The organism is Methylophaga sp. F7 (assembly GCF_056863975.1).
This window is the reverse complement of the sequence record NZ_CM166511.1, coordinates 823,402-846,971: the sequence shown is the minus strand read 5'-3', so window position 1 is coordinate 846,971 and position 23,570 is coordinate 823,402. Positions and strand designations below refer to the sequence as shown.

Genomic DNA, 23,570 nt, shown 5'->3' with positions numbered 1-23,570 from the left:
AATGACGCTGGAAAATGTTACCTTTATTTTGGGATGGACGACTGTCCTCAACTATCTGGCATTAATATTCTGGTTTACGCTTTATGCTTTAGGCAGTGATAAAATTTATCAACTGCACACTCGCTGGTTCACACTAAGTCGAGAGCAATTCTCACAACTGCATTATCTGGGCATGATGGTTTATAAATTAGCCATTTTTTTGTTTTTGCTGGCACCTTATATTAGCTTGAAATTTGTGCCATCATAAGTTGGCCTGTTAAGCACTGTTGATCGTTCAACTTCAACAGTTGTGGTGGCTATGCAAGAGCAACAGGCCCAGATAACCAATTATTTTCCCCAATTTCATCTCAACTGATGCCGTCAAAACATGCCGGTAGCTTTTGTGCGTGAATAAATTTGTTCAATGGAGTTTATTGTGAATTCACAACCTGACATTATTATTTCTGAACTCGATTACAGCCGTATCGACAGTTTATTGCGGGCCACACCAGGCATTGCGACAAATATCAAATCAGCTTTGTTAACCGAACTCGAGCGTGCAGAGTTGGTTGCTCCAGAACAGATTCCGGCCAATGTGGTGACAATGAATTCTCAGGTAAAATTTTCAGTTATCTCTACTGGGGTAACTTTTACGCTGAAATTGGTCTATCCAAAAGATATGGATGACTCAGGTAACACCATCTCAATTTTAGCGCCGGTCGGCAGTGCCATGCTGGGATTAAAAGAAGGCGATGAAATTGACTGGCAGGATGGTCAGGGTGGAATGTTACAGGTCAGAATTGAAGCCATAGAATATCAACCGGAGCGTGCAGGTGAATATCACCGATAACTCTGATCAAATGCATCTGGAGTTTAATATGTTTAAAAAGTGGCTGGCCCTGTTGTCGATTTTGTTTTTCAGTGCTTGCAGTAGTGAAGAAGCTGATGAACGTCATGTGATTATCGAAGATTTTCCAGCCAGTTACAGCGGCACTTTGCCCTGCGCTGACTGCCCGGGTGTTGATTATCGTCTCAATTTATTCGCAGATAAAAGCTATTATCTGCAGATGCATTATCAGGGTGCGGGCGAAAATTCGATCTTTTATCAACTGGGTCAATGGCAGCAAAATTCGGATCAGTTGAGATTGCTTTCGGACGATCCTCAGCAAACAGCTTTCCAGATTGAAGAAGATGGCAACATCCATCTTATGGATCAGGAGTATGTCTTGATTAACAGCCCTTTGAATTATGAACTTCAACGCGACAAAGATTTTTATGCGGTCTATCCGAACATGCAGTTTAATGGTATGTACAATTATATGGCCGATAGCGGAGTCTTTACTGAATGCCTTACCGGTCAGCGTTGGTTCGTAGCCCAGGAAGCGGATAACGCAGCACTGGAATCGCTGTATCTGGAATATATCGAAGCGCCTAATCAACCAATATTAGTGGAAGCAACCGGTTACCTTGAGCCAAGAGCAAATAGCGATACTGGAATATTGCAGCCAACGTTGATTGTCACAAAGGCCGATGATATATGGCCGGGAGAAACCTGCGGTCAATTAGGCTTCAATGAAAGTTTGCTGAATACTTACTGGAAGCTGACCCGATTGAATGATGAGCCCATTGAGGTTTATCAGGATCAGCGTGAACCTTCGCTAGTTTTGGCCACTGAAGAGAATCGTCTATCAGGATCGGATGGCTGTAATCGAATAATGGGGACTTATCAACTTCGTGAAGACAAGCTGAAATTCAGTCGTATTGCCAGCACGATGATGGCCTGTAATCAGGGCATGGAAACCGCACAGGCGGTGCATTTCATGTTGGAAAAAGTGCGTTATTGGCAAATTGAAGGACAACATCTTGAGCTGGCTGATGTAGAAGGTAATGTGATGGCCCGATTTGAAGCAGTGCATCTGCCATAACCATGAAGTTAATCTTTCGCGGATCTAATATTCTAGAAGCCCATATTGTTGCAGGCTTGCTGGATGCGAATGGCATAGAATCACATGTTGCAGGACATTATCTGCAGGGCGCGGTAGGCGACTTACCTGCCAGTGATTTCGCCCATGTATTGGTAAATAATGACGATATTGAAGCGGCAGAAAAACTGATTCGGGATTATGACGCCGGTAAGTTTGCCAGTGGCGAAGACGACGGCTCTTAAAGATAAACAAGCCCTAGTCTGAAAAAAGCTTTTAGCCTGCGCAGAATCGATATGGATCTGTTCAATCAGCTGTTCCAGACTGGCAAATTTCTGTTCTTCACGCAGTTTTTTCAGAAAATAAACCTGTACATGCTCACCGTAGATATCACGTTTGAAATCAAAAAGGTGTACTTCAAGTAGCGCCTTATCGCTGCCTGAAATAGTTGGCCTGACACCAATATTGGCCACACCATTTACCGGCTCTTCATCAATGCCATAAAGTTGTACGGCATAGACACCGTTTAACGGTACTTTTGCTCGATGCAAATGAATATTGGCTGTCGGATATCCCATTTTACGGCCACGTTTATCACCATGCGCTACTCTGCCACTCATCCGGTAAGGACGACCTAATAACTTCTCGGCCACTGCCAAGTCACCATCCTGCAACGCTTCGCGAATCCGGGTACTGCTGACCCGCATATCATCAATGGCGAAAGTATGCATGTTTACAACTTGAAAACCATGCTGTTTGCCTACCCGCTGCAATAATGCAAAGTCACCCTGTCGATCTTTACCAAAACGAAAATCATCACCAACAACCAGGTAGCGTACATTCAGACCTTCAACTAATAATTTCTGGATAAAGGTTTCGGCCTGCATTTCGGCTAATTGACGATTAAACCGCAACACACAGAGTTTCTGGATTGAATAGGCTCGAAGCGCCTCAATCTTTTCACGAAACCGCGATAATCTGGCTGGCGCCTTTTCAGGAACAAAAAATTCAAACGGTTGCGGTTCAAAGGTGATGACCACCGCAGGCAAATTAAGCATATCCGCTTTCATTGCCAATTGTGTCAATACAGCCTGGTGCCCCAGATGTACACCATCAAAGTTACCAATCGTCGCCACACATCCTTGTGCAGGATCTGGCAAATTGTATAAGCCGCGGATGATTTTCGGCATGAGATAGTTCAGTGTAAAAGGAAAACACAACAGACTAACGGGAAATTAGCAAACATTCCAGCGGGCATGTAAGCTTCGATTAACTTATAATGTTTCGTTAACGCGAGATTTGTACAGAGGCCAATATGGTGGCAAAACGCAAAAAACTTGAATATGAAGCGGCAGTCAGTGAACTTGAATCGCTGGTAGAACGCTTGGAAAAAGGCGATATCAGCCTTGAAGAATCATTAAAACTTTATGAACGTGGTGTATTACTTACCCGTGATTGTCAGGAAGCATTACAAGCTGCGGAACAAAAAGTACAAATGTTATTACAGCAATCCGGCCAGTCTGCTTTAGTGGATTTTGATCCAGACTCCGAGGCATCGTGACAAAAACGTTTTTGCTTTCTGACTGGATGTCCTCGCACCAGCAACGCATCAGCCTGGCTTTGCAACAACGATTACCCAATCAAAACGTCATCGCTGCTGCACGGTTATCTGAAGCCATGCACTATGCAACGTTAAACGGTGGGAAACGTCTCCGGGCCATGTTGGTTTATGCAACAGGTGAGGCATTTAATGCCGATCCTGATACCTTGGATTCAGCGGCCTGCGCAGTTGAGATGATTCATGCTTATTCACTAGTTCATGATGATATGCCAATGATGGATGATGATGATTTGCGCCGCGGTAAACCCACTTGTCATAAAGCCTATGATGAAGCAACTGCTTTATTAGTAGGCGATGCATTGCAAAGTCTGGCGTTTGAATGTCTGACAGAAAACGCTTTGCCGGCAAATCAGCAAATCGCTATGGTTAAATGCCTGGCGCATGCTTCCGGTGTCATGGGAATGGCCGGTGGCCAAGCCATCGATCTGGCTTCGGTGGGTAAACAACTTAACCAAACAGATCTGGAAGCCATGCATTTATTGAAAACCGGCGCATTGATCCAAGCCAGTGTTTTGCTGGGAGCTTACTGTGGTAAAAATTACAGTTCGATGGATTTAAAATATCTTAATGATTATGCCGCAGCTATTGGCCTGGCGTTCCAGGTGCAGGATGATGTGTTGGATGTGATCGCAGATACTGCTACCTTGGGAAAACAACAAGGTGCGGATATTGCTCGAAACAAACCTACCTACCCCGCTTTAATGGGACTTGAAGCCGCCCAGCAAAAGGCGCAGATGCTGGTGAAAGAGGCATTGACAGCATTGGATAATCTGGGAAATGAATGTTTAGCTCTGCGGGCACTGGCAACGTTTGTCGTGCAACGAACCTTTTAATCACACTGATTTAACATGACAAGTTTACTTGCACAAATCGACTCCCCCGCCCAATTACGTCAATTAGAACGTAAACAATTGGATCAATTAGCGATTGAGATCCGCGAATTAATAATTGATCAGATTCAACAAACAGGTGGACATATTTCGTCAAATTTGGGGGTTGTCGAGCTGACATTGGCTCTGCACTATGTGTTTAACACCCCTGAAGACCATTTGGTCTGGGATGTTGGACACCAGAGTTATGCCCATAAAATCCTGACAGGGCGTCGAGACCAACTGCATACCATGCGTCAACCCGGAGGACTTTCCGGTTTTCCCAAGCGCAGCGAAAGTGACTATGACAGCTTTGGCGTCGGTCATTCCAGTACATCAATCAGCGCCGCTTTAGGCATGGCGATAGCCGCTCGGGCCAGCGGCTCACCAAGTCGTTCTGTGGCCATTATCGGTGATGGTGCACTGACCGCAGGTCAGGCATACGAAGCGTTAGCTCATGCCGGTGATCTGAATGCTGACATGCTGGTCGTACTGAATGACAATGAAATGTCGATATCCAAAAATGTCGGTGGCATGGCCAATTATTTAGCTCGGCTACTTTCTGGTCGTTTTTATCGCTCTGCCCGCGAAAGCAGCAAGAAAATGCTGGAAAAAATTCCGCCTGCGTGGGAGTTCGCAAGACGTACCGAAGAACACGTTAAAGGTATGATGGTGCCAGGTACGTTATTTGAAGAGATGGGGTTCAATTATATTGGCCCGATTGACGGGCATGATCTTGACACCTTAATTACCACGTTAAGTAATCTGCGCAACAGCAAAGGTGCTCAGTTCCTGCATATTGTGACCAAAAAAGGTAAAGGCTTCGAACCTGCTGAGCAGCAACCCTGTAAATATCATGGTGTGAGTCCTGCCAATAGTAATAAAAAATCCGGTCCAACCTTTACCCAAGTATTCAGTCAATGGCTGTGTGATATGGGAGCAGTTTCTGAAGATCTGATTGCGATTACACCCGCTATGTGTGAAGGATCCGGTCTGAATGCTTTTGCTGAACGGTTTCCAGAAAGATATTTTGATGTCGGCATTGCAGAGCAACATGCAGTAACGTTAGCGGCAGGTATTGCTTGTGAAGGCAAAAAACCGGTAGTTGCCATTTATTCAACATTTCTACAACGCGCTTATGATCAATTGATTCATGATGTGGCTCTGCAAAACCTGCCGGTGTTATTTGCTATTGATAGAGCGGGTTTGGTAGGCGCTGATGGGCCAACACACGCCGGTAGTTTTGATTTAAGTTATCTGCGTTGTATTCCGAATATGCTGATAATGACACCCAGTGATGAAAACGAATGTCGGCAAATGTTGACTACCGGATATCATCATGATGGCCCTGCTGCAGTGCGTTATCCTCGCGGTTGTGGCAACGGTACAGCAATTGAACCACAACTGGATAGCTTGCCCATCTGTAAAGCACAAACCTGTCGGACAGGCAAAAAGACCGCTATTCTGGCTTTTGGTACCTTACTGCATGCAGCACTTGACGCTGCAGAGCAAATTAATGCCACAGTGGTGAATATGCGTTTTGTTAAACCATTGGATACCGCGCTACTGGATGAAATTGCAGCCAGTCATGAATTGATTATTACTATTGAAGAAAATGCACTGATGGGCGGAGCCGGTAGCGCGGTAAATGAATATTTCCAACAGCAGGGTACAGAGACACATTTGCGGATGATGGGCTTGCCCGACCACTTCATTGAGCATGGTGATCATGGCCAGATGCTGAGTGCCTGTGGGCTGGATGCAAGTGGCATTATCGATACCATCAATCGTTATTTTGCGTAATAATAGCCTGTTCGATAGGCTAATTCCCGAGTATAATAGTCAACATTATGAGCGCCACCTATACCTTAAAAATTCTGGCTGATTTTGCCTCTGCACATACCCTTAGGGACTATCCTGGGGATTGCCGTCGCATGCATGGCCATAATTGGAAACTTGAAGTCGAAGTCACTGCCAATGCACTTAACCAGCATGGTATGGGCATGGATTTTAAAACTATTAAAACGGCGACTCGTGAGTTAGCAAAAACACTGGATCACCGTTATCTGAATGATATTCCCCCGTTCGATGAGATTAATCCTACGGCAGAAAATATCGCCCAGTTTTTTTACCAGCGCCTTAGCGATACGCTAAACAACGACACAGCCAGAGTCTCTGGTGTCACGGTATGGGAAACAGACCGTGCCTGTGTCAAATATAGTGAGGATTAACCCGAATCATGACCGATCAAAACAAGCCAAAAGCTGCAGCAGAAATCGAAGACGTTCAGAACATCAAAGATAAACGTCACATTGCGATTGATAAAGTTGGCATCAAAGATATTCGCCATCCTGTTGTGGTCAGTGATCGCACTACCGGTGAACAACACACTGTTGCCAATTTCAATATGTATGTGAATCTGCCACATCAGTTTAAAGGTACACATATGTCACGTTTTGTTGAGATCCTTAATCAACATGAACGTGAAATTACCGTTAAATCATTTCATACCATGTTGGGCGAAATGACTGAGCGTCTGGATGCTGAATCCGGATACATTGAAATGAGCTTCCCCTATTTTGTAAATAAAGAAGCACCGATTTCAAAAGTCCGCAGTCTGATGGATTATCAAGTGAGTTTTATTGGTGAAATTGTTGCCAAGAAAACCAGCATGACCGTCAAAGTCATTGTGCCGGTTACCAGCTTGTGCCCATGTTCGAAAAACATTTCGGATTACGGTGCACATAATCAGCGTTCACACGTCACATTAACCGTGAAAACAGATAGCTTCATCTGGATTGAAGATTTGATTGATCTGGTAGAAGACGAAGCATCCTGCCAAATCTACGGTTTGTTGAAGCGTCCTGACGAAAAATATGTCACCGAGCATGCTTACGACAATCCGAAATTTGTGGAAGATATGGTACGAGACGTTGCAGCGCGTTTAAATGCCGATACCCGTATCAAAGCCTATACAGTTGAATCCGAAAACTTTGAATCGATTCATAATCATTCAGCTTATGCGTTGATCACCCAGGGTTTTGATTGATTTATTGAAGATGAACCTTACTAATTAAGCCAGTTGTCACTTCACAACTGGCTTTTTTATTTGAGCTTGTGCTCTTTCCAAGATAAACAAGCCCTAGAATTTTTGGCGTAAATCCAACCGTTCGCCTTTGCGTTCCATATCAAACGCATTCAGAAAACTCATTCCCAGCAAAGCCCGTTGTGGTTCTGGCCCATCGATTACTACAGCCGCAACATTTTCCAGTGAAATATCACCTAGTTGTACTGACTCCAATTCGATACTGTAAGCAAGTTCAACACCGGAAGCAGTTCTAACACCAATCTGGTTCGCGCTAAGATAATCTACACCTAAACGCTTTGCAGTCTCACCATTTAAAGCAATGACTGATGCTCCAGTATCCACCATAAAATCTACTGTATATCCATTGACTGAACCACTGGTCAAATACATACCATTGGTCGGCCATATACTCACTACAGGCATTGCAACAGGGGCCGAATACATAGCACCCACCCGGTTATTCAGTTCAAACACACCCTGTCTGCCTGCAATATCCAATATTGCCTGATTGCTGTTTGCGCTGATTAAGGTCACTCCTTCCGGAGTTCGCTGTCCAACAGATAAAAAATGTTGCTGCCGATTAATTTCCAACACTGCATGGTCGCGATATAGCCCCATAACCAGAATCTGCAAATCCTGTGACCATACGTTCTGTGGAATACACAGTATAATGAACATTGATATCGTTAATTTATGCATTGTACCCACTCAACAAAAAGCCATTAACTGCAAACAGCATGACTGAATCAACTTACCCTACCGTGACCGGCATCATTCTCGCCGGTGGCGAAGCACGCCGTATGGGCGGTAATGACAAGGGCCTGATACCTTACCTAAATCAGCCGCTGATTGCGCATGTCATTCATCATCTTGCACCTCAGGTTGAGCAGTTGCTAATCAACGCTAATCGTAATATAGAGCGTTATCAACAATTTGGCTATCCTGTCATTAGCGATTCGCTTTCCGGCTTTCAAGGACCATTGGCTGGCATGCTGGCCGGAATGCAAATGGCAACCACCGATTATATTCTGACTGCTCCCTGTGACAGCCCCTCTCCCAGTCCGAAGTTACGGCAACGCATGCTGGAAAGTTTGCTGCGCTCAGGGAAAAAAATCGCTGTCGCCACTGATGGTCAACGTATTCAACCAGTATTTTCATTATTACACTGTGAACTGGAAGAGGATTTACAGAAGTATCTCGCTGCCGGGGAAAGAAAGATTGATCGCTGGTTTAAGCAGCAGGGAATGATTGAAGTAGATTTTTCTGACCAACCAGAGAGTTTCACCAATTTTAATCATCCGGAAGACCTGAAATCACCTGCCTTGTCCTGTTCAGTACCATTGCTGGGAATTGCCGCCTTTAGTGGCACAGGCAAAACCACCTTACTCACCCAGTTGATTCCTAAACTTCGCTCTGCCGGAATACGCTTAGCGGTTATAAAACATGCGCATCATCTATTTGATATCGATCAGCCCGGTAAAGACAGTTACCGAATTCGTGAAGCAGGTGCCAGTCAGGTACTAGTGGCCTCCAGAAAACTACTGGCACTGATGCAAACCAATGAAAATGGACAAAAAGAACCACTTTTATCCGACTGTCTGGCGCGTCTGGATTTAGAGAACTTGGATTTGATTCTGGTTGAAGGCTTTAAACAGGAAGCAATACCAAAGCTGGAATTACATCGCGCCAGCATTGGTAAACCTCTGTTGTTTCCGGAGGATGCCAATATTATTGCCATTGCCACTGACTCCGAACTGCTAATTGAACCTCAAATACCTGTATTGAATTTAAACGATTTGGACGCCACCCTGAACTTTATAAACAACTATATTCGGCAATACCACCATGACTGACTTTACGCCCCAACCAAGCTGCGCCACTCCTGAACCCGTTAGCACTCTGAGGGTGGAAGACGCCAGACAGAAAATTCTGCAGCAGATCACAGCAATCAGCTGCTGGCGGAAAGTCGCATTGCGCGAGGCGCTGGGACAGGTATTACATGAAGATGTGATTTCACCGCTATCCGTCCCTCCGCATGCTAATTCGGCAATGGATGGTTATGCGGTACGTGGCGAAGATTTGAAGCATGAATCCATCTCATTAAAGCGGGTGGGCAGTGCCTTTGCTGGCAAACCTTTCGACAAAACCGTACATACCGGTGAATGTGTAAGAATCATGACTGGTGCAATGATGCCCGAGGGTTGTGACACGGTCATCATGCAGGAACAAGCAGAAGTTGATAATGATCTGATAACGCTGCACGGGGAACATCATAGCGGCGAAAATGTACGACTCGCCGGAGAGGATATTCAGACCGGCGCGGTAGTGCTTACTGCAGGACGTCGAATTACCGCAGCTGATTTAGGCTTACTGGCATCTTTGGGATTTGCAGAATTAAAGGTTCGTCGTCGAATTCGGGTGGCATTTTTTTCTACTGGTGATGAACTACGTTCGCTTGGCGAAACATTGAATCCCGGCGATATTTATGACAGTAACCGTTATACGTTGCATGCCATGCTGACACGTCTGGATGCTGAAATCATTGATATGGGAGTAGTTACCGATAATCCCGACACATTACGTGAAGCTTTGTTGCAGGCCGCCAAGGAAGCCGATGTGGTGATTACCTCTGGCGGTGTGTCAGTGGGTGAAGCCGATTATGTTAAGCAATTACTGGATGAACTCGGCGAAGTGCATTTCTGGAAAATCGCAATGAAACCCGGAAGGCCGCTTGCTTATGGCAAAATTGCAGATGCTCATTTTTTCGGTCTGCCCGGTAATCCGGTTTCGGTGATGGTAACTTTCTATCAGTTTGTTCAACCTGCTTTACAGAAGTTGGCGGGTGCCATTTATCACGCGCCAATGGTATTGCAGGCGATTGCAGCTGAGAATATTCGTAAGCGTCCCGGTCGTTTCGAATTTCAACGTGGATTATTACGCAGTAATTCTGCCAATCAATTGGAAGTTACGATGACCGGCGAGCAAGGCTCCGGAATTCTGCATTCCATGAGTCATGCCAACTGTTTTATATTACTGGATGAAGATTGTGACGGTGTGGCTGCCGGTCAATCTGTCACCGTGCAACCCTTCGCAGGTCTGATCTGATGTCTGAAAATCAATTGAAACAACAACACGAATTCAACAAATTACATAAACGGCTACGCCGCCAGGTCGGCCAGGCAATTGCTGATTACGACATGATTCAGGATGGTGATAAAGTCATGGTATGCCTGTCAGGCGGCAAAGACAGCTACACCATGCTGGATATTTTGCTGAATTTACGCGATCACGCACCAATTGATTTTGAGTTGATTGCGGTGAATCTGGATCAAAAACAACCCGGTTTTCCGGAGAATGTATTACCTGAGTATCTCAGTAAAATCGGGGTACCATTTCATATTATCGAAAAAGATACTTACAGCATTGTTAAGGAAGTGGTTCCTGAAGGCAAAACCACCTGTGGTATTTGTTCGAGACTGCGTCGCGGCTCTTTATACGGTTATGCGCGTCAGCATGGCATCACCAAAATTGCTTTAGGTCATCATCGTGACGATATTATTGAAACGCTGTTTTTAAATATGTTTTATGGCGGTAAGACCAAAGCCATGCCGCCCAAGCTGCTGAGTGATGATAAAACCAATATTGTTATCCGGCCGCTCTGTTATGCCAAAGAGTCGGATATCACACGCTATGCTGAAGCTAAAGCCTTTCCTATCATTCCGTGTAATTTATGTGGCTCTCAAGAAAATCTGCAACGCCAGGTGATTAAGGAAATGCTGCAAACCTGGGAGAAACAGCATCCCGGTCGTATTGAGAATATTTTCCGTAGCATCCAGAATTTGGCTCCATCCCAATTGGCAGATCAGCAACTATTTGATTTTAAGGGACTTGAGCAATTTCGCCTCGAACCAACGGGTGATGAAGATTCAAGCTATGACGAAAAAACCTTCCCTGCTTTAGCGCGGGTCTAAGTTTTAATATCTACAGCATAAAGTTATGCACCTTTCACTGGATTGTTACAGTGCTCTTACAACATACTTCGCTAAGTCGTTGAATGCACACAAAACAATTATAACTCATTGATTCTTAATGACTTTAAAACATGGTTAAATTTTAACCATTTTGTGTAGCGCTGTTAAATAATAATGACTTAGCGATTTTCAACAATGTTAACCACAGACTTATCCACAGAAATTGTGAGTAAGTCGCTAAGCCATTGATCATCACTTTTAACTAATTGACTAGTAGACTTTTACATCTTAAAAATGAATATTTCAAATAATGAACAATGAACAGAACCAAGTAGCTTTACGATTTAAATTTGCCTGCTAGGAAAAACAAAATATTTTTTTCCTGGCACAGTATTTGATTTTTAATACTTCGAAATACATTAAGTTATTCACTTTTTCCTAAATTGTTACAGTGCTGTTACAACAAGTTTGGCTAAGTTGTTGAATATACAAAATTGTTGCATAACTATATGATTTTACTAATATTTTTAAAATGGTTAAATTTTAACCATTTTGAATAGCACTGTTACATATTAACGACTTAGCGATTTTCACCAATGTTAACCACAGACTTATCCACAGAAAATGTGAGTAAGTCGCTAAGCCGTTGATTGTCTCTTTTAAATGCCTGAGTTACTTGAGTGGCGGAGTAAAATCTTCTGCAAATTCCAGTGCATTGCCATCTGGGTCACGGCAAAAAAAGCAGCCCGACCGGACTTGCTTCGTGAAAATTCAACACCTGCCTGTTCAAGACGTTCGGCAAGTACTTCAAGATCTTCGACCAGCAGTGCTACATGACGATCCCGCCCTCCATGTTCCGGACGACCATCTTTCGAATCAGGATTGGGTAATACCATCAAATGTAATTGTTGTTTGTTATCCAAATCCAACCATGCGCCATCATAGGCAAATTTAGGGCGATTCGGATTGAGAGGGATTTGCAAGACATCACGGTAAAACTTCAGCGACGTAGCTAAATCAGCCACCAGAAAACTGGCATGAGCTATAGACTTAATCATAAACAATTCCTGCAAATTAAAATAAAAACCAAGGGCTGTTGCTCTTTTAGAGTCTCCACTAAGCAGAGTCGTTTCTTTCAACCAGACCTATCGGCGTGATGTAACCATTCTACATAATTCATTTCCAACACAATAGTGCGGAAAACAGTCCCAAATTGACGGGTGAAACAACAGTGCTTAATCACGATAAATTGGCCAAAGGATTAGCGATTGGCTTTTTCAACCTGAGCAATTCCAAATGCAGCAACAAAAATAAATGCCCCACCCAGCCATTCCTGAACGGTCATCATTTCTGTAGTGAGTAAAGCTGAGGAAATCGCGGCAACAATCAATTCAAACAACATGATAACTGCTGCCAGATAGACCGGCATTCTGGCCAGACCATATAGAACTGTCATTGTCATGGCGATGATAATTCCGCCCCCCACCAAAACAGCACTTAGCCATACAGATAGACCCACTGAGGGTAAGGAAGCCTGCTGTAATAGCAAAACGACTATTGATACAGCGACCACTCCCCACAAAATAATAGTGGTTTTTAAAGCCATTGGCACTGCAGCCAGCTTACGGCTTAACACATTATTTACCGCAAAACACAGACTGGCAAACAAGGCCAGCCAATCAGCCAGGCCATGAGGCCATGGAAATCCCACTTCGGGTCGCCATAACATTAAGATCGTGCCCCCCATGGCCAGCACAAACATAATAATGGCTGCCAGAGACAACTTTTCACCTAGCCACCAGCGACCTAATATCACTGACCATAAAGGCGATAAATAAAACAACAGCATCACCCGCATTACCTGACCTTCATTCAACGCGACTAAAAAAGCGAGATTGGTCATACCAGCCGCCAGGGCCAGCCAAAGTAAATCGGCAGGAATATGTTTCCAGCGATAACGGTTTTTGATAAAAATCGGCAGACTGGCGATGCCTGCCGTGAAATACATGATCAACGTTACCCAGACCACCGACATGCCAGCCTGTTCGAACAGGCGCATGGGATACCAGATGATGCCCCACATAGTGGCAGCAAATAACAGACTAAGGATTGCCAGCTTGGATTCGATAGGATTTACAGAGTTCATAATGATGCTTATAACACGACAGTCAGTTGAAGCGTTATAATGGCCGGATTTTTGTTATCCGGCGATATGTATTAATGACTCCAGATCTGGCCCTTTTACACCCTTATCCTTTTGAAAAACTAGCCGAACTGCAGCAAGGTTGCCAGCCGCCGAGTGATCTGCCGCATATTTCGTTATCCATTGGTGAGCCAAAGCATCCCACTCCCGGTTTTATTACCGAAGCGGTCATCAGTCATTTGCATGGCTTATCAGTCTATCCAACAACGGCGGGTAGTATCGAATTACGCCATACCATTGCGAATTGGCTGGATCAACGATTTCAGTTAGCAGGACATATCGACCCGTTATCGCAGGTTCTGCCGGTTAATGGTACCCGGGAAGCGTTATTTGCCTTTGCTCAGGCGATTATTGATCGTCGTAAAGATCCACTTATTGTCATGCCCAACCCGTTTTATCAGATCTATGAGGGTGCGGCATTTCTGGCCGGAGCAGAACCCTATCTGCTTAATTGCACCGAAGAAACCGGCTTTGTACCCGATTTTGATGCTGTTCCCGCGAGTGTCTGGTCACGCTGTCAGTTGTTATATTTATGCAGTCCGGGCAACCCGACCGGTGCGATTGTTGATGCTGAAACGCTGACCAAACTGATTCAACTGGCCCATGAATATGATTTTATTATCGCGGCTGACGAATGTTATTCCGAAATCTATTTTGATGAAGCCTTACCACCAGTAGGTTTATTACAAGCAGCTGTGGCAGCTGGCTATACCGATTTAAGCCGTTGTGTGGTCTTTCACAGCTTATCCAAGCGCTCTAACGCACCAGGATTAAGAAGTGGCTTTGTGGCAGGCGATGCCAGTGTTATGAAATCCTTTCTGCGTTACCGTACCTATCATGGCTGCGCGATGCCACCATCAACCCAGTCTGCCTCTATTGCTGCCTGGACAGATGAAGCGCATGTAGCACACAACCGGCACCTGTATAGAGAAAAATTCGCAGCCGTACTCGACATTCTGTCACCGGTGATGAATGTCACACAGCCCGAGGCAAGTTTTTATTTATGGGCAGAAACGCCGATTGCCGATACCGATTTTGCTCGCGGCTTATTTGATCAATATAACGTCACCGTATTGCCGGGACGTTTTTTAGCCAGAGATACCAAACAGGGTAATCCTGGCGTTAACCGGATCCGCATGGCATTGGTTGCACCTCAAGATGAGTGCGTCGAAGCGGCCATGCGGATCCGTGACTATATTGAAACCTTATCTTAATAATTTGGAGAAACCGATGAGTGATATCCAGCAGATTATCGAAACGGCATTTGAACGCCGTGCAGAAATCACCCCAGCCAATGCTGATGTGCAAGTACGTAATGCCGTCAATGAAGTTCTGGGAATGCTCGACAGTGGTAAAGCACGGGTCGCAGAAAAACAAAATGGTGAATGGGTCGTCAATCAATGGCTGAAAAAAGCCGTTTTATTGTCGTTCCGCTTGAATGATAACCGCCCGATGTCTGGTGGTGAAACACAGTATTTTGACAAGGTTGAACCAAAATTCGCTAACTTTACCGAAGCTGATTTTAATACTGCCGGTGTGCGTGTTGTACCTCCTGCAGCAGCGCGTCGTGGTTCATATATCGCACCAGGCGTTGTTTTGATGCCTTCTTACGTTAATATCGGTGCCTACGTTGATTCCGGCACCATGGTTGATACCTGGGCTACTGTTGGTAGCTGTGCACAAATCGGTAAAAACGTCCATTTATCCGGTGGGGTAGGTATCGGTGGTGTACTTGAACCTTTACAAGCCGGCCCGACTATCATCGAAGATAACTGCTTTATCGGTGCCCGTTCTGAAGTGGTTGAAGGCGTTATCGTTGAAGAAGGTTCAGTGATTTCAATGGGTGTTTACATTGGCCAAAGCACCAAGATTTTCAACCGCATGACCGGTGAAATCAGCTATGGTCGTATTCCGGCTGGTTCTGTAGTTGTTTCGGGAAACCTGCCTTCTAAAGATGGCACATACAGCCTGTACTGCGCCGTTATTGTGAAACAGGTTGATGAAAAAACCCGCGGTAAAGTCGGTATTAACGAATTACTGCGTGATATCTAAATAGTTTGTAATTGGCGGTAACGGCTTTTTAGCGGTTACCGCCTTTTCCACTGCTCAACGGCAGTGAAACCAATGATGCAAAATCAATTGATATACTGTATCATTTACCATCAATTCGCCTACCCTGTGGGCTTTTTCAGGTGAAACGGCAACGATGAAATTGTTTGGTATTAAAAATTGTGACACGGTCAAAAAAGCCAAACGTTGGCTGGATGAGCACCAGATTACATACCAATTCCATGATTTTCGGACAGATGGTCTGGATCTATCCATCATCCAACAGTGGTTGAATTACGTCAGCTGGGAACAGCTTATCAACAAAAGGGGCACAACCTGGCGCAAGCTTGAAGACCCGCGTAAAGATCAGCTTGATCAACAAGCTGCTATAGAGTTAATGCTCTCGCATCCCACACTTATTAAACGCCCGGTTATAGAAGATGCATCCGGCATATCAATAGGTTTCAACGAATCTGATTTTCAGGCGCGCTATGCAAAGTAATCTTTCCGAAACGATCCAGCTCACCATTGATTTGATTCAACGTGACAGTGTCACCCCTGTCGATAAAGGTTGTCAGATCATGCTGGCAGAACGGCTGGCGAATAGTGGCTTTAATCCTGAATACCTGCGCTTTGGGGAAGTGGATAATCTGTGGTGCCGGCGGGGACATAATGGCCCGTTATTTGTATTTGCCGGACATACCGATGTTGTGCCAACCGGACCGGTAGATAAATGGAGCCACGAACCGTTTGCCGCCAAAATTGAAGACGGCATTTTGTATGGCCGCGGTACAGCCGATATGAAAGGCAGTATTGCTGCTATGGTGACGGCTTGTGAACGTTTTGTTGCTGAACACCCTCAGCATGCTGGCAGCATTGCTTTTTTACTGACCAGCGATGAAGAGGGCCCAGCCACTGATGGTACCGTTAAAGTTATTGAAACATTGCAGGCACGTCAGGATCATATCGACTGGTGTGTGGTCGGCGAACCAACCAGCACTGACAAAGTGGCAGATGTGGTTAAAAATGGTCGCCGTGGTTCGTTAAATGGCTATCTGACTGTACAAGGCAAGCAGGGCCATATTGCTTATCCTCACCTGGCAGATAATCCTGTACATAATCTTGCCCCGGCATTGGCTGAACTATGTGCGGTGCAATGGGATCAGGGTAATGCTGATTTCCCGCCCACCAGCTTTCAGGTATCCAATCTGAACAGCGGCACTGGTGCGACCAATATTATTCCCGGCACAGTAGAAATGATTTTTAACTTCCGTTATTCCACAGAAGTGACTCACGATGAACTGCAGGAACAGGTCGAAGCGATTCTCGATAAACACGGTGTGGCATATCAAATGGATTGGGTGTTATCGGGTAAACCCTTCCGTACAGCAGGCGGTAAATTACTTGAAGCCGTACAGATGGCGGTTAAAACTGTAACCGGTTATGAAACAACTCTATCCACTTCTGGTGGCACATCCGATGGTCGTTTTATCGCGCCAACTGGAGCACAGGTAATTGAACTTGGTCCGTTAAACGCGACCATTCACCAAATTGATGAACATGTTTCAGTTGCCGATCTTGATACATTGTCGGCTATTTATCAGCAGCTACTCACTGAATTACTGGTGAACTAATCCCTATGCAAATTCGGCATACCAAACATCTGTTATGGCTCTTTGCAGCAGCATTATTGCTGATGCAATCCATAGCCGTTTGGCATGATGCCGAACATGCGTTTCATGATCACATAGCATTATGTGATCAGTTAAATGTTGTCAGTCATACCCCATCTACCGATAACCACCATCAGCTGACGATTGCTGTCTGGCAACAATATTTTCAGTTTCAGTCTTCTGTTACCCTCCCTGCTCGTTTTGAAAATTTTTATCTTTCATTCGCGATTCGCGCTCCACCCATTTTCTCATAGCGTTCAAATATGACTGAATGCCATTTTTCTATTCAAAAAATGGCTACTGATTTCTGCTATGAGGATTATTCGTGATGAATAAAAAACCTATTGTAGTGCTGCTTGCTGCGGCACTCTACCCTATGGCTTCTGCAGTGTTAGCTGCTGAAGATACTGTTGATATCCCACGCCTGGTGGTCACTTCTGATCCATTAGGCAATCGTACCTCTGATGAATTGATCCAGCCGGTCACGGTTATTGCGGGTGATGAACTTAATCAAAAACGCGCCAGTACAATAGGCGAAACATTGGATGGATTACCTGGTGTGCATAATGCAGACTTTGGTCAGGGCGTAGGACGTCCTGTGGTTCGAGGTTTACAGGGATCCCGTGTGAAAGTGCTGGAAGATGGCTTGAGTACTTCCGATATTTCCGGTGAAGGTGCAGATCATGCTATCGGCATGGATGCTGGTCGTGCCGATCAAATTGAAGTTTTCCGAGGTCCGGCGACATTACTTTATGGAAGCGGTGCTGCTGGAGGTGTTATCAATGTTCGCAGTAATCGATTTAATCCTGAATTTGGGGATGCTCCAAGAGTAGATGGGCAGATGTCATACGGCATCAATGGACATGATCGCCAGGGACGTTTGGGACTTGAACTACCACTTGGAAACAGCTTTGTATTGCGGACGGACTATGGGGTTCGTCGTACCAGTGATTTTGATATTGATGGTTATCAGCAAAAAGACCAGCAGGTCGGCCGTAAAGATAAATTACAAAACAGTGAAGTAGAAAATGATGTGTTCTCTATTACCGGTTTGTATAAAGGTGACTGGGGCTTTGCCGGTTTGGGTTACAGCACTTGGGAAACTCAATACGGCATTCCGGAAGTCTTTTTAGGACAAGGTGAAGAAGAGCAGGAACGGATTCGCGCGAAAAACGATCGTTTTGATTTTCGCAGTGAAATTAATGATCCGTTACCGGGTTTCAGCACAGCCAGGCTGAAAATGGCCTACACCAGCTACCGTCAACAAGAAATTGGTTCTGAATTTGATAATGGTGCATTTGTTGAAAGTGAAGTTGAAACGCGTTTCAACAATAACGAAACTGAAATGCGTCTGGAACTGGTGCATAACCCGATTGGTGATTGGGAGGGTGTTGTCGGTCTGCAATTTAATGATCGGGACTTTGAGGCTGAGGGCGAAGGTCACGGCCACGGGGACAGTGATGAACACGGTGGTGGCTTTTATATCCGTGGTAATGACACACGCACCGTCGGTTTATTTGTCCTGGAAGAATTACCCACGCATTTTGGTCGCTTTGAAGTCGCTGCACGGGTCGATCATGTGCGCTCCAGTACAGACGATCTTGACGAGGCCAGAGATATTGATTTGCCAAGTGGTGAAGAACTCCAACAATCAGCCGTATTGGGCAGTAATAGCTTCACTCCATTCAGTTTATCGGCAGGAACTCTGGTTGAGGTAGATCCGGCCCATCATTTCAGAATGTCCGTTACCCGTTCGCAACGGGCTCCGTCGGCAGAGCAATTATATGCCTTTGGTAGCCATGCAGCAGCAGGGACTGTTGAAATTGGTGATCCGAACCTGGGTAAGGAAACCTATACCAATTTTGAAGTCGGTTTTGATCGTCATTTAGGGGCATTCCGCTATGAGCTGACTACTTTCTATAACTACGTCGATGACTTTATTTATTTAGCAGCACAAAATGATGGGACTGGCCAAGCCATTGAAATTGAGGGCGATACGCTGGTAGTCAATGAACAACAAAATGCCAAGTTGTACGGTGCTGAATTTGGTGCCATAACTGACTTGATTGATGGTCGTATTCCACTTAGCATGCGCTTGTCTGCCGATCATGTACGCGGCAAACTCAGCAATGGTGAAAATATTCCTCGCATGAGTCCAACACGCTTAGGGATTGGATTTGATACCTCCTATGCTGACTGGGATTTCAGTCTCGACTACCGTCGGGTGTTTAAACAAACCAAAACCGCTGTGACTGAGAGCAATACGGACGGTTATAACCTGGTTTCGTTTGATGCAAATTGGTCTCCAGCAAGTTTAAAAGGTGCTGAAATCTTTATTCAGGGACGTAATTTGCTGAATGAAGACGGTCGTCGGCATACCAGCTTCTTTAAAGATGAATCGCCTATTTTGGGACGAACCATATACACCGGTATTCGTTTCGACTTTGGCGGTTAACAGTTAACGTTATGCTCAAACTGAAAAGGCCCGACTTTGTCGGGCCTTTTTTGTGGAGCAAGAGTCAGTATTCTGCTAGATTGGGGTATTTTTTACGGATAAATCTACATGGCTTTAATTGAAACTGGCGATGACATCAGCAGCATTAAACTGATCTATATCTTTAATCTGGTGGGTTCGCTTATCTACCCCATGCTTGTGATGGGGGCTCTTGTAGCCTATGAAAAAAAGGCAAAGCTCCAGATTGGCTACAATCGCATTATCTGTTTCAAATAAATGGTTTTTATATCAGCCTCATATTGCTGATGGTTTCCTGGGGACTTTTATATCTGGGCAATTTATACGGTTTAGCTGTGATGGTGATTTGGATAATCTGGAATATCACCCGCAGCGTTAAAGGACTGAAAACCTTAAAAGCCCAACGTCCAATAACGAATCCTAATAACGGGTTACTGGGCTGATACTGGGGCTTTTTTAACCTTCATCGATGACAGATAAACAAGCCTAGCCACGATAAATCGCTAAAGGTCCTGTGGCTTGTTGCGTGGGCATAATTTCCATTGTGGTGACATTCAGATGCGCTGGGGTATTAACCAACCACCAGATGGTATCGGCAATATCCTGAGCCGTTAGTGCAACCGTATTTTCATAGACTTTTTCAGCACGCTCTTCATCGGCTTTAAAACGGACCATGGAAAATTCGGTTTCGGCATTTCCCGGTTCGATATTGGTTACCCGGATCTGTGTACCCAGCAAATCAGCACGAAGGGCCAGCGAAAACTGTCTGACAAAAGCCTTACTGGCGCAATACACATTACCGCCCGGATAAGGCCAGTTTCCGGCCACCGATCCGATATTGATGATATATCCCCTGTCTCTTGATTGCATGCCCGGCAAAACCAGCCTGCTGCAGCGCATTAACCCTTTGATATTGGTATCAACCATGCGTTCCCAGTCTTCCGGATCCGTGGCATAAGCTGGTTCAAGTCCCAATGCTAAACCAGCATTATTGACCAATACATCTATCTGCTGAAATTCGGCTGGTAACTCGGAAAACGCCTGTTCGGTCGCCTGCCGGTCACTGATATCAAAACAACTGATGCAGACTTGTGATTCTCCACCTAACTCCGCTTGCAAGCTTTTCAGACGTTGCATACGCCGTCCGGTAATAATCAGTCGCCACCCGGCTTTGGCAAACAGCCTGGCACACGCCTCACCAAATCCTGCAGTGGCGCCAGTAATCATAATGATTGGGGATGAATTCATTTTTTGCCTTCAATAATATTTGAACCACAGAGACACAGAGGACACAGAGGACACAGAGATTTTTTAAACGATGTAACTGTAAACAAACCCGAGTAATTTTTAGGGCTTTCTAAATTCTCAAAATAATCCGCAGATTACGCAGATTTTCGCAGATGTTTTATCAAGTGTATTAACTCGGGTGTGTCGGGTTACGCTGCGCTAGCCCAACCTACATTGTTTTATACTTTAGCTTCTTTGAAGCTATTCATAAAAAATTTAATCTGCATAATCTGTTTAATCTGCGGATATATCAATTAAAAAAATCTCTTTGTCCTCTGTGTCCTCTGTGTCTCTGTGGTTAATACAAATTAATAAACTTAGTTGTGATAAATCTTGTTAGCCGCGGATACTGCAACGCCTGAATTAATGTTCGCGTCCATATCCGTCAACACCACATCCAGAGCACCCAGGCATAACAGCACATTTTTCTGGTTTGCTGCATAGCCCATTAAACCAATACGCCAGATTTTACCGACCATCACGCCTAAACCCGCACCAATTTCCAAACTGTAATCTTTTAACAGACGACTGCGAACCGCGGCATCATCAACACCTTGCGGAATAGCAACTGAATTAAGCTGTGGTAAACGGTGAGCTTCATCTACGACAAATTTTAATCCCATCGCTTCAATACCTGCTTTTAAAGCATTGTGATGCAGACGATGGCGATTCCAGGCATTTTCCAGACCTTCTTCTCTTAATAGCACCAGCGATTCGTGCAGGGCATATAGTGCATTAATCGGTGCCGTGTGATGATAAGCACGTTTGGCACCTTCGCCCCAATAGCCCATCACCAGATTGAGATCCAAAAACCATGATTGCACTTTAGTTTTACGATTACGTACTACACTAGCGGCTTTTTCGCTGAAACTGATCGGTGACAATCCAGGCGTACAGGAAAGACACTTCTGACTACCGGAATAAATAGCATCAATGCCCCATTCGTCCATCAGAATCGGCGTACCACCCAATGAGGTCACGGTATCCATTATCGTCAGGCAATCGTGTTGTTGTGCCAGTTGGGCGATTGCTTTGGCATCGGATTGCGCACCGGTAGACGTTTCCGCATGCACGAAGGCGACTAATTTGGCTTCCGGGTGTGCTTTTAAAGCGGCTTCCAGTTTATTGATATCTACTGGCTTGCCCCACTCATCTTCCACCATGATTGCGGATGCACCACAACGTTCAACATTCTCTTTCATCCGTCCGCCAAACACGCCGTTTTGACAGACTATTGCGGTATCACCCGGTTCAAGTAGATTGGTAAAACAGGTTTCCATGCCTGCAGAACCTGGAGCAGAAACCGGCATCGTTAAGGCATTTTCTGTCTGAAAGGCATATTGCAGCAAGGTTTTCATTTCATCCATCATGCCGATAAAAGCGGGATCCAGATGACCGATAGTAGGCCGCGACATTGCTTCCAGAATGCGTGGATTTACATCTGATGGGCCAGGGCCCATTAACGTACGTTGAGGAGGATGAAAGGTACCAATAGAAATGGATGCTTTTGTCATGTTCTCTCTCTTAGTCTTTTTATATCAGGCCCGTATTAGCATATCAGGCGCCCTCGGCAAACACGATAGTACGACGGCCGCTGACAATAATGCGATGTTCGATATGAGCTTTCACAGCACGTGCCAAAACCAGACGCTCAATATCCTTACCAATCATCACTAGATCTGCCGGGCTATTATCATGACGAACCCGTTCAACATCCTGTTCGATAATCGGGCCTTCATCAAGTTCAGCGGTAGCGTAATGTGCGGTGGCGCCGATTAGCTTCACTCCACGCTCGTAAGCTTGATGATAGGGCTTGGCACCCTGGAAAGCGGGCAAAAATCCATGGTGGATATTGATAACCTTACCGGCAAACTCTTTGACAAACTGCTCTGACAAAATTTGCATATAGCGCGCCATCACCACCAGATCAATCTGATACTCGGAGAGTAATGATTTAATCTGTGTTTCCTGTTGCTGTTTGGTTTCTTTGGTGATGGGCAGATGATAAAACGGTTTTTTGAACTGACGCGCCATATTCTCCAAATCGGGATGATTACCGATAATGACAGGAATGTCACATTTCAACTCACCTTCCAACTCACGCAACAGCAAGTCATAAGGACAATGTGATGCCCGGGTCACCAGCAAGGCTACGCGGTATGGCACATCGGTGAAATGCACTGACCAGGTCAGTTCCATGGCTGCTGCTAACGAGCTGAATTGTTGATGGAGTATTTCATGGGGTAACTGAGCTTCATCTTCCACCTTCAGACGCATGAAATAACGACCGTGCTCGGTATCGGTATATTGCTGGCAATGCAGAATATTGTAACCACGCTCAGCAAAAAAACCGGTTATACCTGCCAGCAAACCTTTCTGGTCGGCACATTGAATCAGCAAAACGATGGCTTTCATGAACAAACGACCTCAACGAG

The 23,570-nt window shown here is 45.1% G+C and carries 25 protein-coding genes and 1 pseudogene; 19 read left to right on the top strand and 7 right to left on the bottom strand.

Annotated elements, in window-relative coordinates:
• Position 1 precedes the first annotated feature (1 nt).
• The 4 genes and pseudogenes from AC08OG_RS04345 to AC08OG_RS04330 form a co-directional block, all read left to right on the top strand.
• The gene (locus tag AC08OG_RS04345; RefSeq protein ID WP_318988468.1) at positions 2-247 is read left to right on the top strand and encodes a DUF6868 family protein; all 246 of its coding nucleotides are present in this window, start codon (positions 2-4) and stop codon (positions 245-247) included.
• 168 nt (positions 248-415) lie between these two features.
• Entirely contained in the window at positions 416-829 is a 414-nt protein-coding gene (rnk, locus tag AC08OG_RS04340; protein WP_318988467.1) for a nucleoside diphosphate kinase regulator, read from the top strand.
• Between the two features lie 28 nt (positions 830-857).
• A complete protein-coding gene (locus tag AC08OG_RS04335; protein WP_482930106.1) occupies positions 858-1,904 on the top strand; it encodes an META domain-containing protein in 1,047 nt (348 codons plus the stop codon).
• A 2-nt stretch (positions 1,905-1,906) separates the two neighbouring features.
• Positions 1,907-2,044: pseudogene (locus AC08OG_RS04330) on the top strand (putative signal transducing protein); the annotation flags it as partial.
• On the opposite strand, the gene ribF reads toward AC08OG_RS04330, so the two are convergent.
• A complete protein-coding gene (gene ribF / locus AC08OG_RS04325) occupies positions 2,027-3,091 on the bottom strand; it encodes a bifunctional riboflavin kinase/FAD synthetase (protein WP_482930105.1) in 1,065 nt (354 codons plus the stop codon). The pseudogene AC08OG_RS04330 and the gene ribF overlap by 18 nt on opposite strands.
• 125 nt (positions 3,092-3,216) lie before the next feature.
• On the opposite strand from ribF, the gene AC08OG_RS04320 reads away from it, so the two are divergent.
• Genes AC08OG_RS04320 through folE2 form a run of 5 tightly spaced genes read left to right on the top strand, consistent with a single transcriptional unit; the run spans position 3,217 to position 7,440 of the window.
• The gene (locus AC08OG_RS04320) at positions 3,217-3,462 is read left to right on the top strand and encodes an exodeoxyribonuclease VII small subunit (RefSeq protein ID WP_292358047.1); all 246 of its coding nucleotides are present in this window, start codon (positions 3,217-3,219) and stop codon (positions 3,460-3,462) included.
• 26 nt (positions 3,463-3,488) lie between these two features.
• Entirely contained in the window at positions 3,489-4,355 is an 867-nt protein-coding gene (gene ispA / locus AC08OG_RS04315; RefSeq protein WP_482930521.1) for a (2E,6E)-farnesyl diphosphate synthase, read from the top strand.
• A gap of 15 nt (positions 4,356-4,370) precedes the next feature.
• A complete protein-coding gene (gene dxs / locus AC08OG_RS04310; RefSeq protein WP_482930104.1) occupies positions 4,371-6,194 on the top strand; it encodes a 1-deoxy-D-xylulose-5-phosphate synthase in 1,824 nt (607 codons plus the stop codon).
• A gap of 47 nt (positions 6,195-6,241) precedes the next feature.
• Positions 6,242-6,622: a 6-carboxytetrahydropterin synthase QueD gene (queD, locus tag AC08OG_RS04305; RefSeq protein ID WP_292481261.1), complete on the top strand. Its 381-nt coding sequence runs from the start codon at positions 6,242-6,244 to the stop codon at positions 6,620-6,622.
• An 8-nt stretch (positions 6,623-6,630) separates the two neighbouring features.
• A complete protein-coding gene (gene folE2, locus AC08OG_RS04300; RefSeq protein WP_318988462.1) occupies positions 6,631-7,440 on the top strand; it encodes a GTP cyclohydrolase FolE2 in 810 nt (269 codons plus the stop codon).
• A 93-nt stretch (positions 7,441-7,533) separates the two neighbouring features.
• On the opposite strand, the gene AC08OG_RS04295 is transcribed toward folE2, so the two are convergent.
• Positions 7,534-8,157, bottom strand: coding sequence for a retropepsin-like aspartic protease family protein (locus AC08OG_RS04295; protein ID WP_482930103.1), 624 nt, complete (start codon positions 8,155-8,157; stop codon positions 7,534-7,536).
• 59 nt (positions 8,158-8,216) lie between these two features.
• On the opposite strand from AC08OG_RS04295, the gene mobA reads away from it, so the two are divergent.
• Genes mobA through ttcA form a run of 3 tightly spaced genes read left to right on the top strand, consistent with a single transcriptional unit; the run spans position 8,217 to position 11,450 of the window.
• Positions 8,217-9,332 (top strand): molybdenum cofactor guanylyltransferase MobA, encoded by a 1,116-nt coding sequence (mobA, locus tag AC08OG_RS04290; RefSeq protein ID WP_482930102.1) that lies wholly within the window; start codon positions 8,217-8,219, stop codon positions 9,330-9,332.
• On the top strand, positions 9,325-10,584 hold the full coding sequence (gene moeA / locus AC08OG_RS04285) for a molybdopterin molybdotransferase MoeA (protein WP_482930101.1): 1,260 nt from the start codon (positions 9,325-9,327) through the stop codon (positions 10,582-10,584). Before mobA ends, moeA begins: the two co-directional genes overlap by 8 nt.
• A complete protein-coding gene (ttcA, locus tag AC08OG_RS04280) occupies positions 10,584-11,450 on the top strand; it encodes a tRNA 2-thiocytidine(32) synthetase TtcA (protein ID WP_318988458.1) in 867 nt (288 codons plus the stop codon). Before moeA ends, ttcA begins: the two co-directional genes overlap by 1 nt.
• Positions 11,451-12,109: 659 nt before the next feature.
• Here the strand turns inward: ttcA and AC08OG_RS04275 are convergent.
• Positions 12,110-12,508 carry a VOC family protein gene (locus AC08OG_RS04275; protein ID WP_482930100.1) on the bottom strand — a complete coding sequence of 133 codons (399 nt, stop codon included), beginning with the start codon at positions 12,506-12,508 and terminating at the stop codon, positions 12,110-12,112.
• A gap of 203 nt (positions 12,509-12,711) precedes the next feature.
• The gene (locus tag AC08OG_RS04270) at positions 12,712-13,596 is read right to left on the bottom strand and encodes a DMT family transporter (protein WP_482930099.1); all 885 of its coding nucleotides are present in this window, start codon (positions 13,594-13,596) and stop codon (positions 12,712-12,714) included.
• Positions 13,597-13,670: 74 nt separating this feature from the next.
• Here AC08OG_RS04270 and dapC point away from each other — a divergent pair, with 74 nt between their 5' ends.
• The 7 genes from dapC (at position 13,671) to AC08OG_RS04235 (ending at position 20,106) form a co-directional block, all read left to right on the top strand.
• Positions 13,671-14,867: a succinyldiaminopimelate transaminase gene (gene dapC, locus AC08OG_RS04265; protein ID WP_482930098.1), complete on the top strand. Its 1,197-nt coding sequence runs from the start codon at positions 13,671-13,673 to the stop codon at positions 14,865-14,867.
• A 16-nt stretch (positions 14,868-14,883) separates the two neighbouring features.
• Complete coding sequence (gene dapD / locus AC08OG_RS04260) at positions 14,884-15,705, top strand: 2,3,4,5-tetrahydropyridine-2,6-dicarboxylate N-succinyltransferase (RefSeq protein ID WP_482930097.1); 822 nt, start codon at positions 14,884-14,886, stop codon at positions 15,703-15,705.
• A gap of 154 nt (positions 15,706-15,859) precedes the next feature.
• Positions 15,860-16,204: an ArsC family reductase gene (locus AC08OG_RS04255; protein WP_482930096.1), complete on the top strand. Its 345-nt coding sequence runs from the start codon at positions 15,860-15,862 to the stop codon at positions 16,202-16,204.
• A complete protein-coding gene (gene dapE, locus AC08OG_RS04250) occupies positions 16,194-17,336 on the top strand; it encodes a succinyl-diaminopimelate desuccinylase (protein ID WP_482930095.1) in 1,143 nt (380 codons plus the stop codon). The genes AC08OG_RS04255 and dapE overlap by 11 nt, the downstream gene beginning before the upstream one ends.
• A gap of 5 nt (positions 17,337-17,341) precedes the next feature.
• A complete protein-coding gene (locus tag AC08OG_RS04245; RefSeq protein WP_482930094.1) occupies positions 17,342-17,629 on the top strand; it encodes a hypothetical protein in 288 nt (95 codons plus the stop codon).
• A 74-nt stretch (positions 17,630-17,703) separates the two neighbouring features.
• Complete coding sequence (locus AC08OG_RS04240; RefSeq protein ID WP_482930093.1) at positions 17,704-19,830, top strand: TonB-dependent receptor; 2,127 nt, start codon at positions 17,704-17,706, stop codon at positions 19,828-19,830.
• Between the two features lie 108 nt (positions 19,831-19,938).
• Positions 19,939-20,106, top strand: a complete 168-nt coding sequence (locus AC08OG_RS04235) for a hypothetical protein (RefSeq protein WP_482930092.1) — start codon at positions 19,939-19,941, stop codon at positions 20,104-20,106.
• Positions 20,107-20,334: 228 nt separating this feature from the next.
• Here AC08OG_RS04235 and AC08OG_RS04230 read toward each other — a convergent pair whose 3' ends face one another.
• The 3 genes from AC08OG_RS04230 to purU all read right to left on the bottom strand — a co-directional run bounded on the left by AC08OG_RS04230 (position 20,335) and on the right by purU (position 23,550).
• Positions 20,335-21,096, bottom strand: coding sequence for an SDR family oxidoreductase (locus AC08OG_RS04230; RefSeq protein ID WP_318989593.1), 762 nt, complete (start codon positions 21,094-21,096; stop codon positions 20,335-20,337).
• 356 nt (positions 21,097-21,452) lie between these two features.
• A complete protein-coding gene (locus AC08OG_RS04225) occupies positions 21,453-22,649 on the bottom strand; it encodes a pyridoxal-phosphate-dependent aminotransferase family protein (protein ID WP_482930091.1) in 1,197 nt (398 codons plus the stop codon).
• Between the two features lie 43 nt (positions 22,650-22,692).
• Complete coding sequence (purU, locus tag AC08OG_RS04220; protein WP_482930090.1) at positions 22,693-23,550, bottom strand: formyltetrahydrofolate deformylase; 858 nt, start codon at positions 23,548-23,550, stop codon at positions 22,693-22,695.
• Positions 23,551-23,570: the final 20 nt, after the last annotated feature.

Excerpts from the sequence above, each read along its gene's own strand:
- ispA (WP_482930521.1), top strand. The coding sequence starts at position 3,489 with ATGTCCTCGCACCAGCAACGCATCAGCCTGGCTTTGCAACAACGATTA.
- AC08OG_RS04345 (WP_318988468.1), top strand. The coding sequence starts at position 2 with ATGACGCTGGAAAATGTTACCTTTATTTTGGGATGGACGACTGTCCTC.
- AC08OG_RS04270 (WP_482930099.1), bottom strand. The coding sequence starts at position 13,596 with ATGAACTCTGTAAATCCTATCGAATCCAAGCTGGCAATCCTTAGTCTG.
- AC08OG_RS04335 (WP_482930106.1), top strand. The coding sequence starts at position 858 with ATGTTTAAAAAGTGGCTGGCCCTGTTGTCGATTTTGTTTTTCAGTGCT.
- AC08OG_RS04240 (WP_482930093.1), top strand. The coding sequence starts at position 17,704 with ATGAATAAAAAACCTATTGTAGTGCTGCTTGCTGCGGCACTCTACCCT.
- ttcA (WP_318988458.1), top strand. The coding sequence starts at position 10,584 with ATGTCTGAAAATCAATTGAAACAACAACACGAATTCAACAAATTACAT.
- moeA (WP_482930101.1), top strand. The coding sequence starts at position 9,325 with ATGACTGACTTTACGCCCCAACCAAGCTGCGCCACTCCTGAACCCGTT.
- AC08OG_RS04230 (WP_318989593.1), bottom strand. The coding sequence starts at position 21,096 with ATGAATTCATCCCCAATCATTATGATTACTGGCGCCACTGCAGGATTT.
- mobA (WP_482930102.1), top strand. The coding sequence starts at position 8,217 with ATGACTGAATCAACTTACCCTACCGTGACCGGCATCATTCTCGCCGGT.
- queD (WP_292481261.1), top strand. The coding sequence starts at position 6,242 with ATGAGCGCCACCTATACCTTAAAAATTCTGGCTGATTTTGCCTCTGCA.
- dapE (WP_482930095.1), top strand. The coding sequence starts at position 16,194 with ATGCAAAGTAATCTTTCCGAAACGATCCAGCTCACCATTGATTTGATT.
- AC08OG_RS04225 (WP_482930091.1), bottom strand. The coding sequence starts at position 22,649 with ATGACAAAAGCATCCATTTCTATTGGTACCTTTCATCCTCCTCAACGT.
- dapC (WP_482930098.1), top strand. The coding sequence starts at position 13,671 with ATGACTCCAGATCTGGCCCTTTTACACCCTTATCCTTTTGAAAAACTA.
- purU (WP_482930090.1), bottom strand. The coding sequence starts at position 23,550 with ATGAAAGCCATCGTTTTGCTGATTCAATGTGCCGACCAGAAAGGTTTG.
- ribF (WP_482930105.1), bottom strand. The coding sequence starts at position 3,091 with ATGCCGAAAATCATCCGCGGCTTATACAATTTGCCAGATCCTGCACAA.
- AC08OG_RS04320 (WP_292358047.1), top strand. The coding sequence starts at position 3,217 with ATGGTGGCAAAACGCAAAAAACTTGAATATGAAGCGGCAGTCAGTGAA.
- AC08OG_RS04275 (WP_482930100.1), bottom strand. The coding sequence starts at position 12,508 with ATGATTAAGTCTATAGCTCATGCCAGTTTTCTGGTGGCTGATTTAGCT.
- folE2 (WP_318988462.1), top strand. The coding sequence starts at position 6,631 with ATGACCGATCAAAACAAGCCAAAAGCTGCAGCAGAAATCGAAGACGTT.
- AC08OG_RS04235 (WP_482930092.1), top strand. The coding sequence starts at position 19,939 with ATGGCTTTAATTGAAACTGGCGATGACATCAGCAGCATTAAACTGATC.
- AC08OG_RS04255 (WP_482930096.1), top strand. The coding sequence starts at position 15,860 with ATGAAATTGTTTGGTATTAAAAATTGTGACACGGTCAAAAAAGCCAAA.
- AC08OG_RS04245 (WP_482930094.1), top strand. The coding sequence starts at position 17,342 with ATGCAAATTCGGCATACCAAACATCTGTTATGGCTCTTTGCAGCAGCA.
- dxs (WP_482930104.1), top strand. The coding sequence starts at position 4,371 with ATGACAAGTTTACTTGCACAAATCGACTCCCCCGCCCAATTACGTCAA.
- AC08OG_RS04295 (WP_482930103.1), bottom strand. The coding sequence starts at position 8,157 with ATGTTCATTATACTGTGTATTCCACAGAACGTATGGTCACAGGATTTG.
- dapD (WP_482930097.1), top strand. The coding sequence starts at position 14,884 with ATGAGTGATATCCAGCAGATTATCGAAACGGCATTTGAACGCCGTGCA.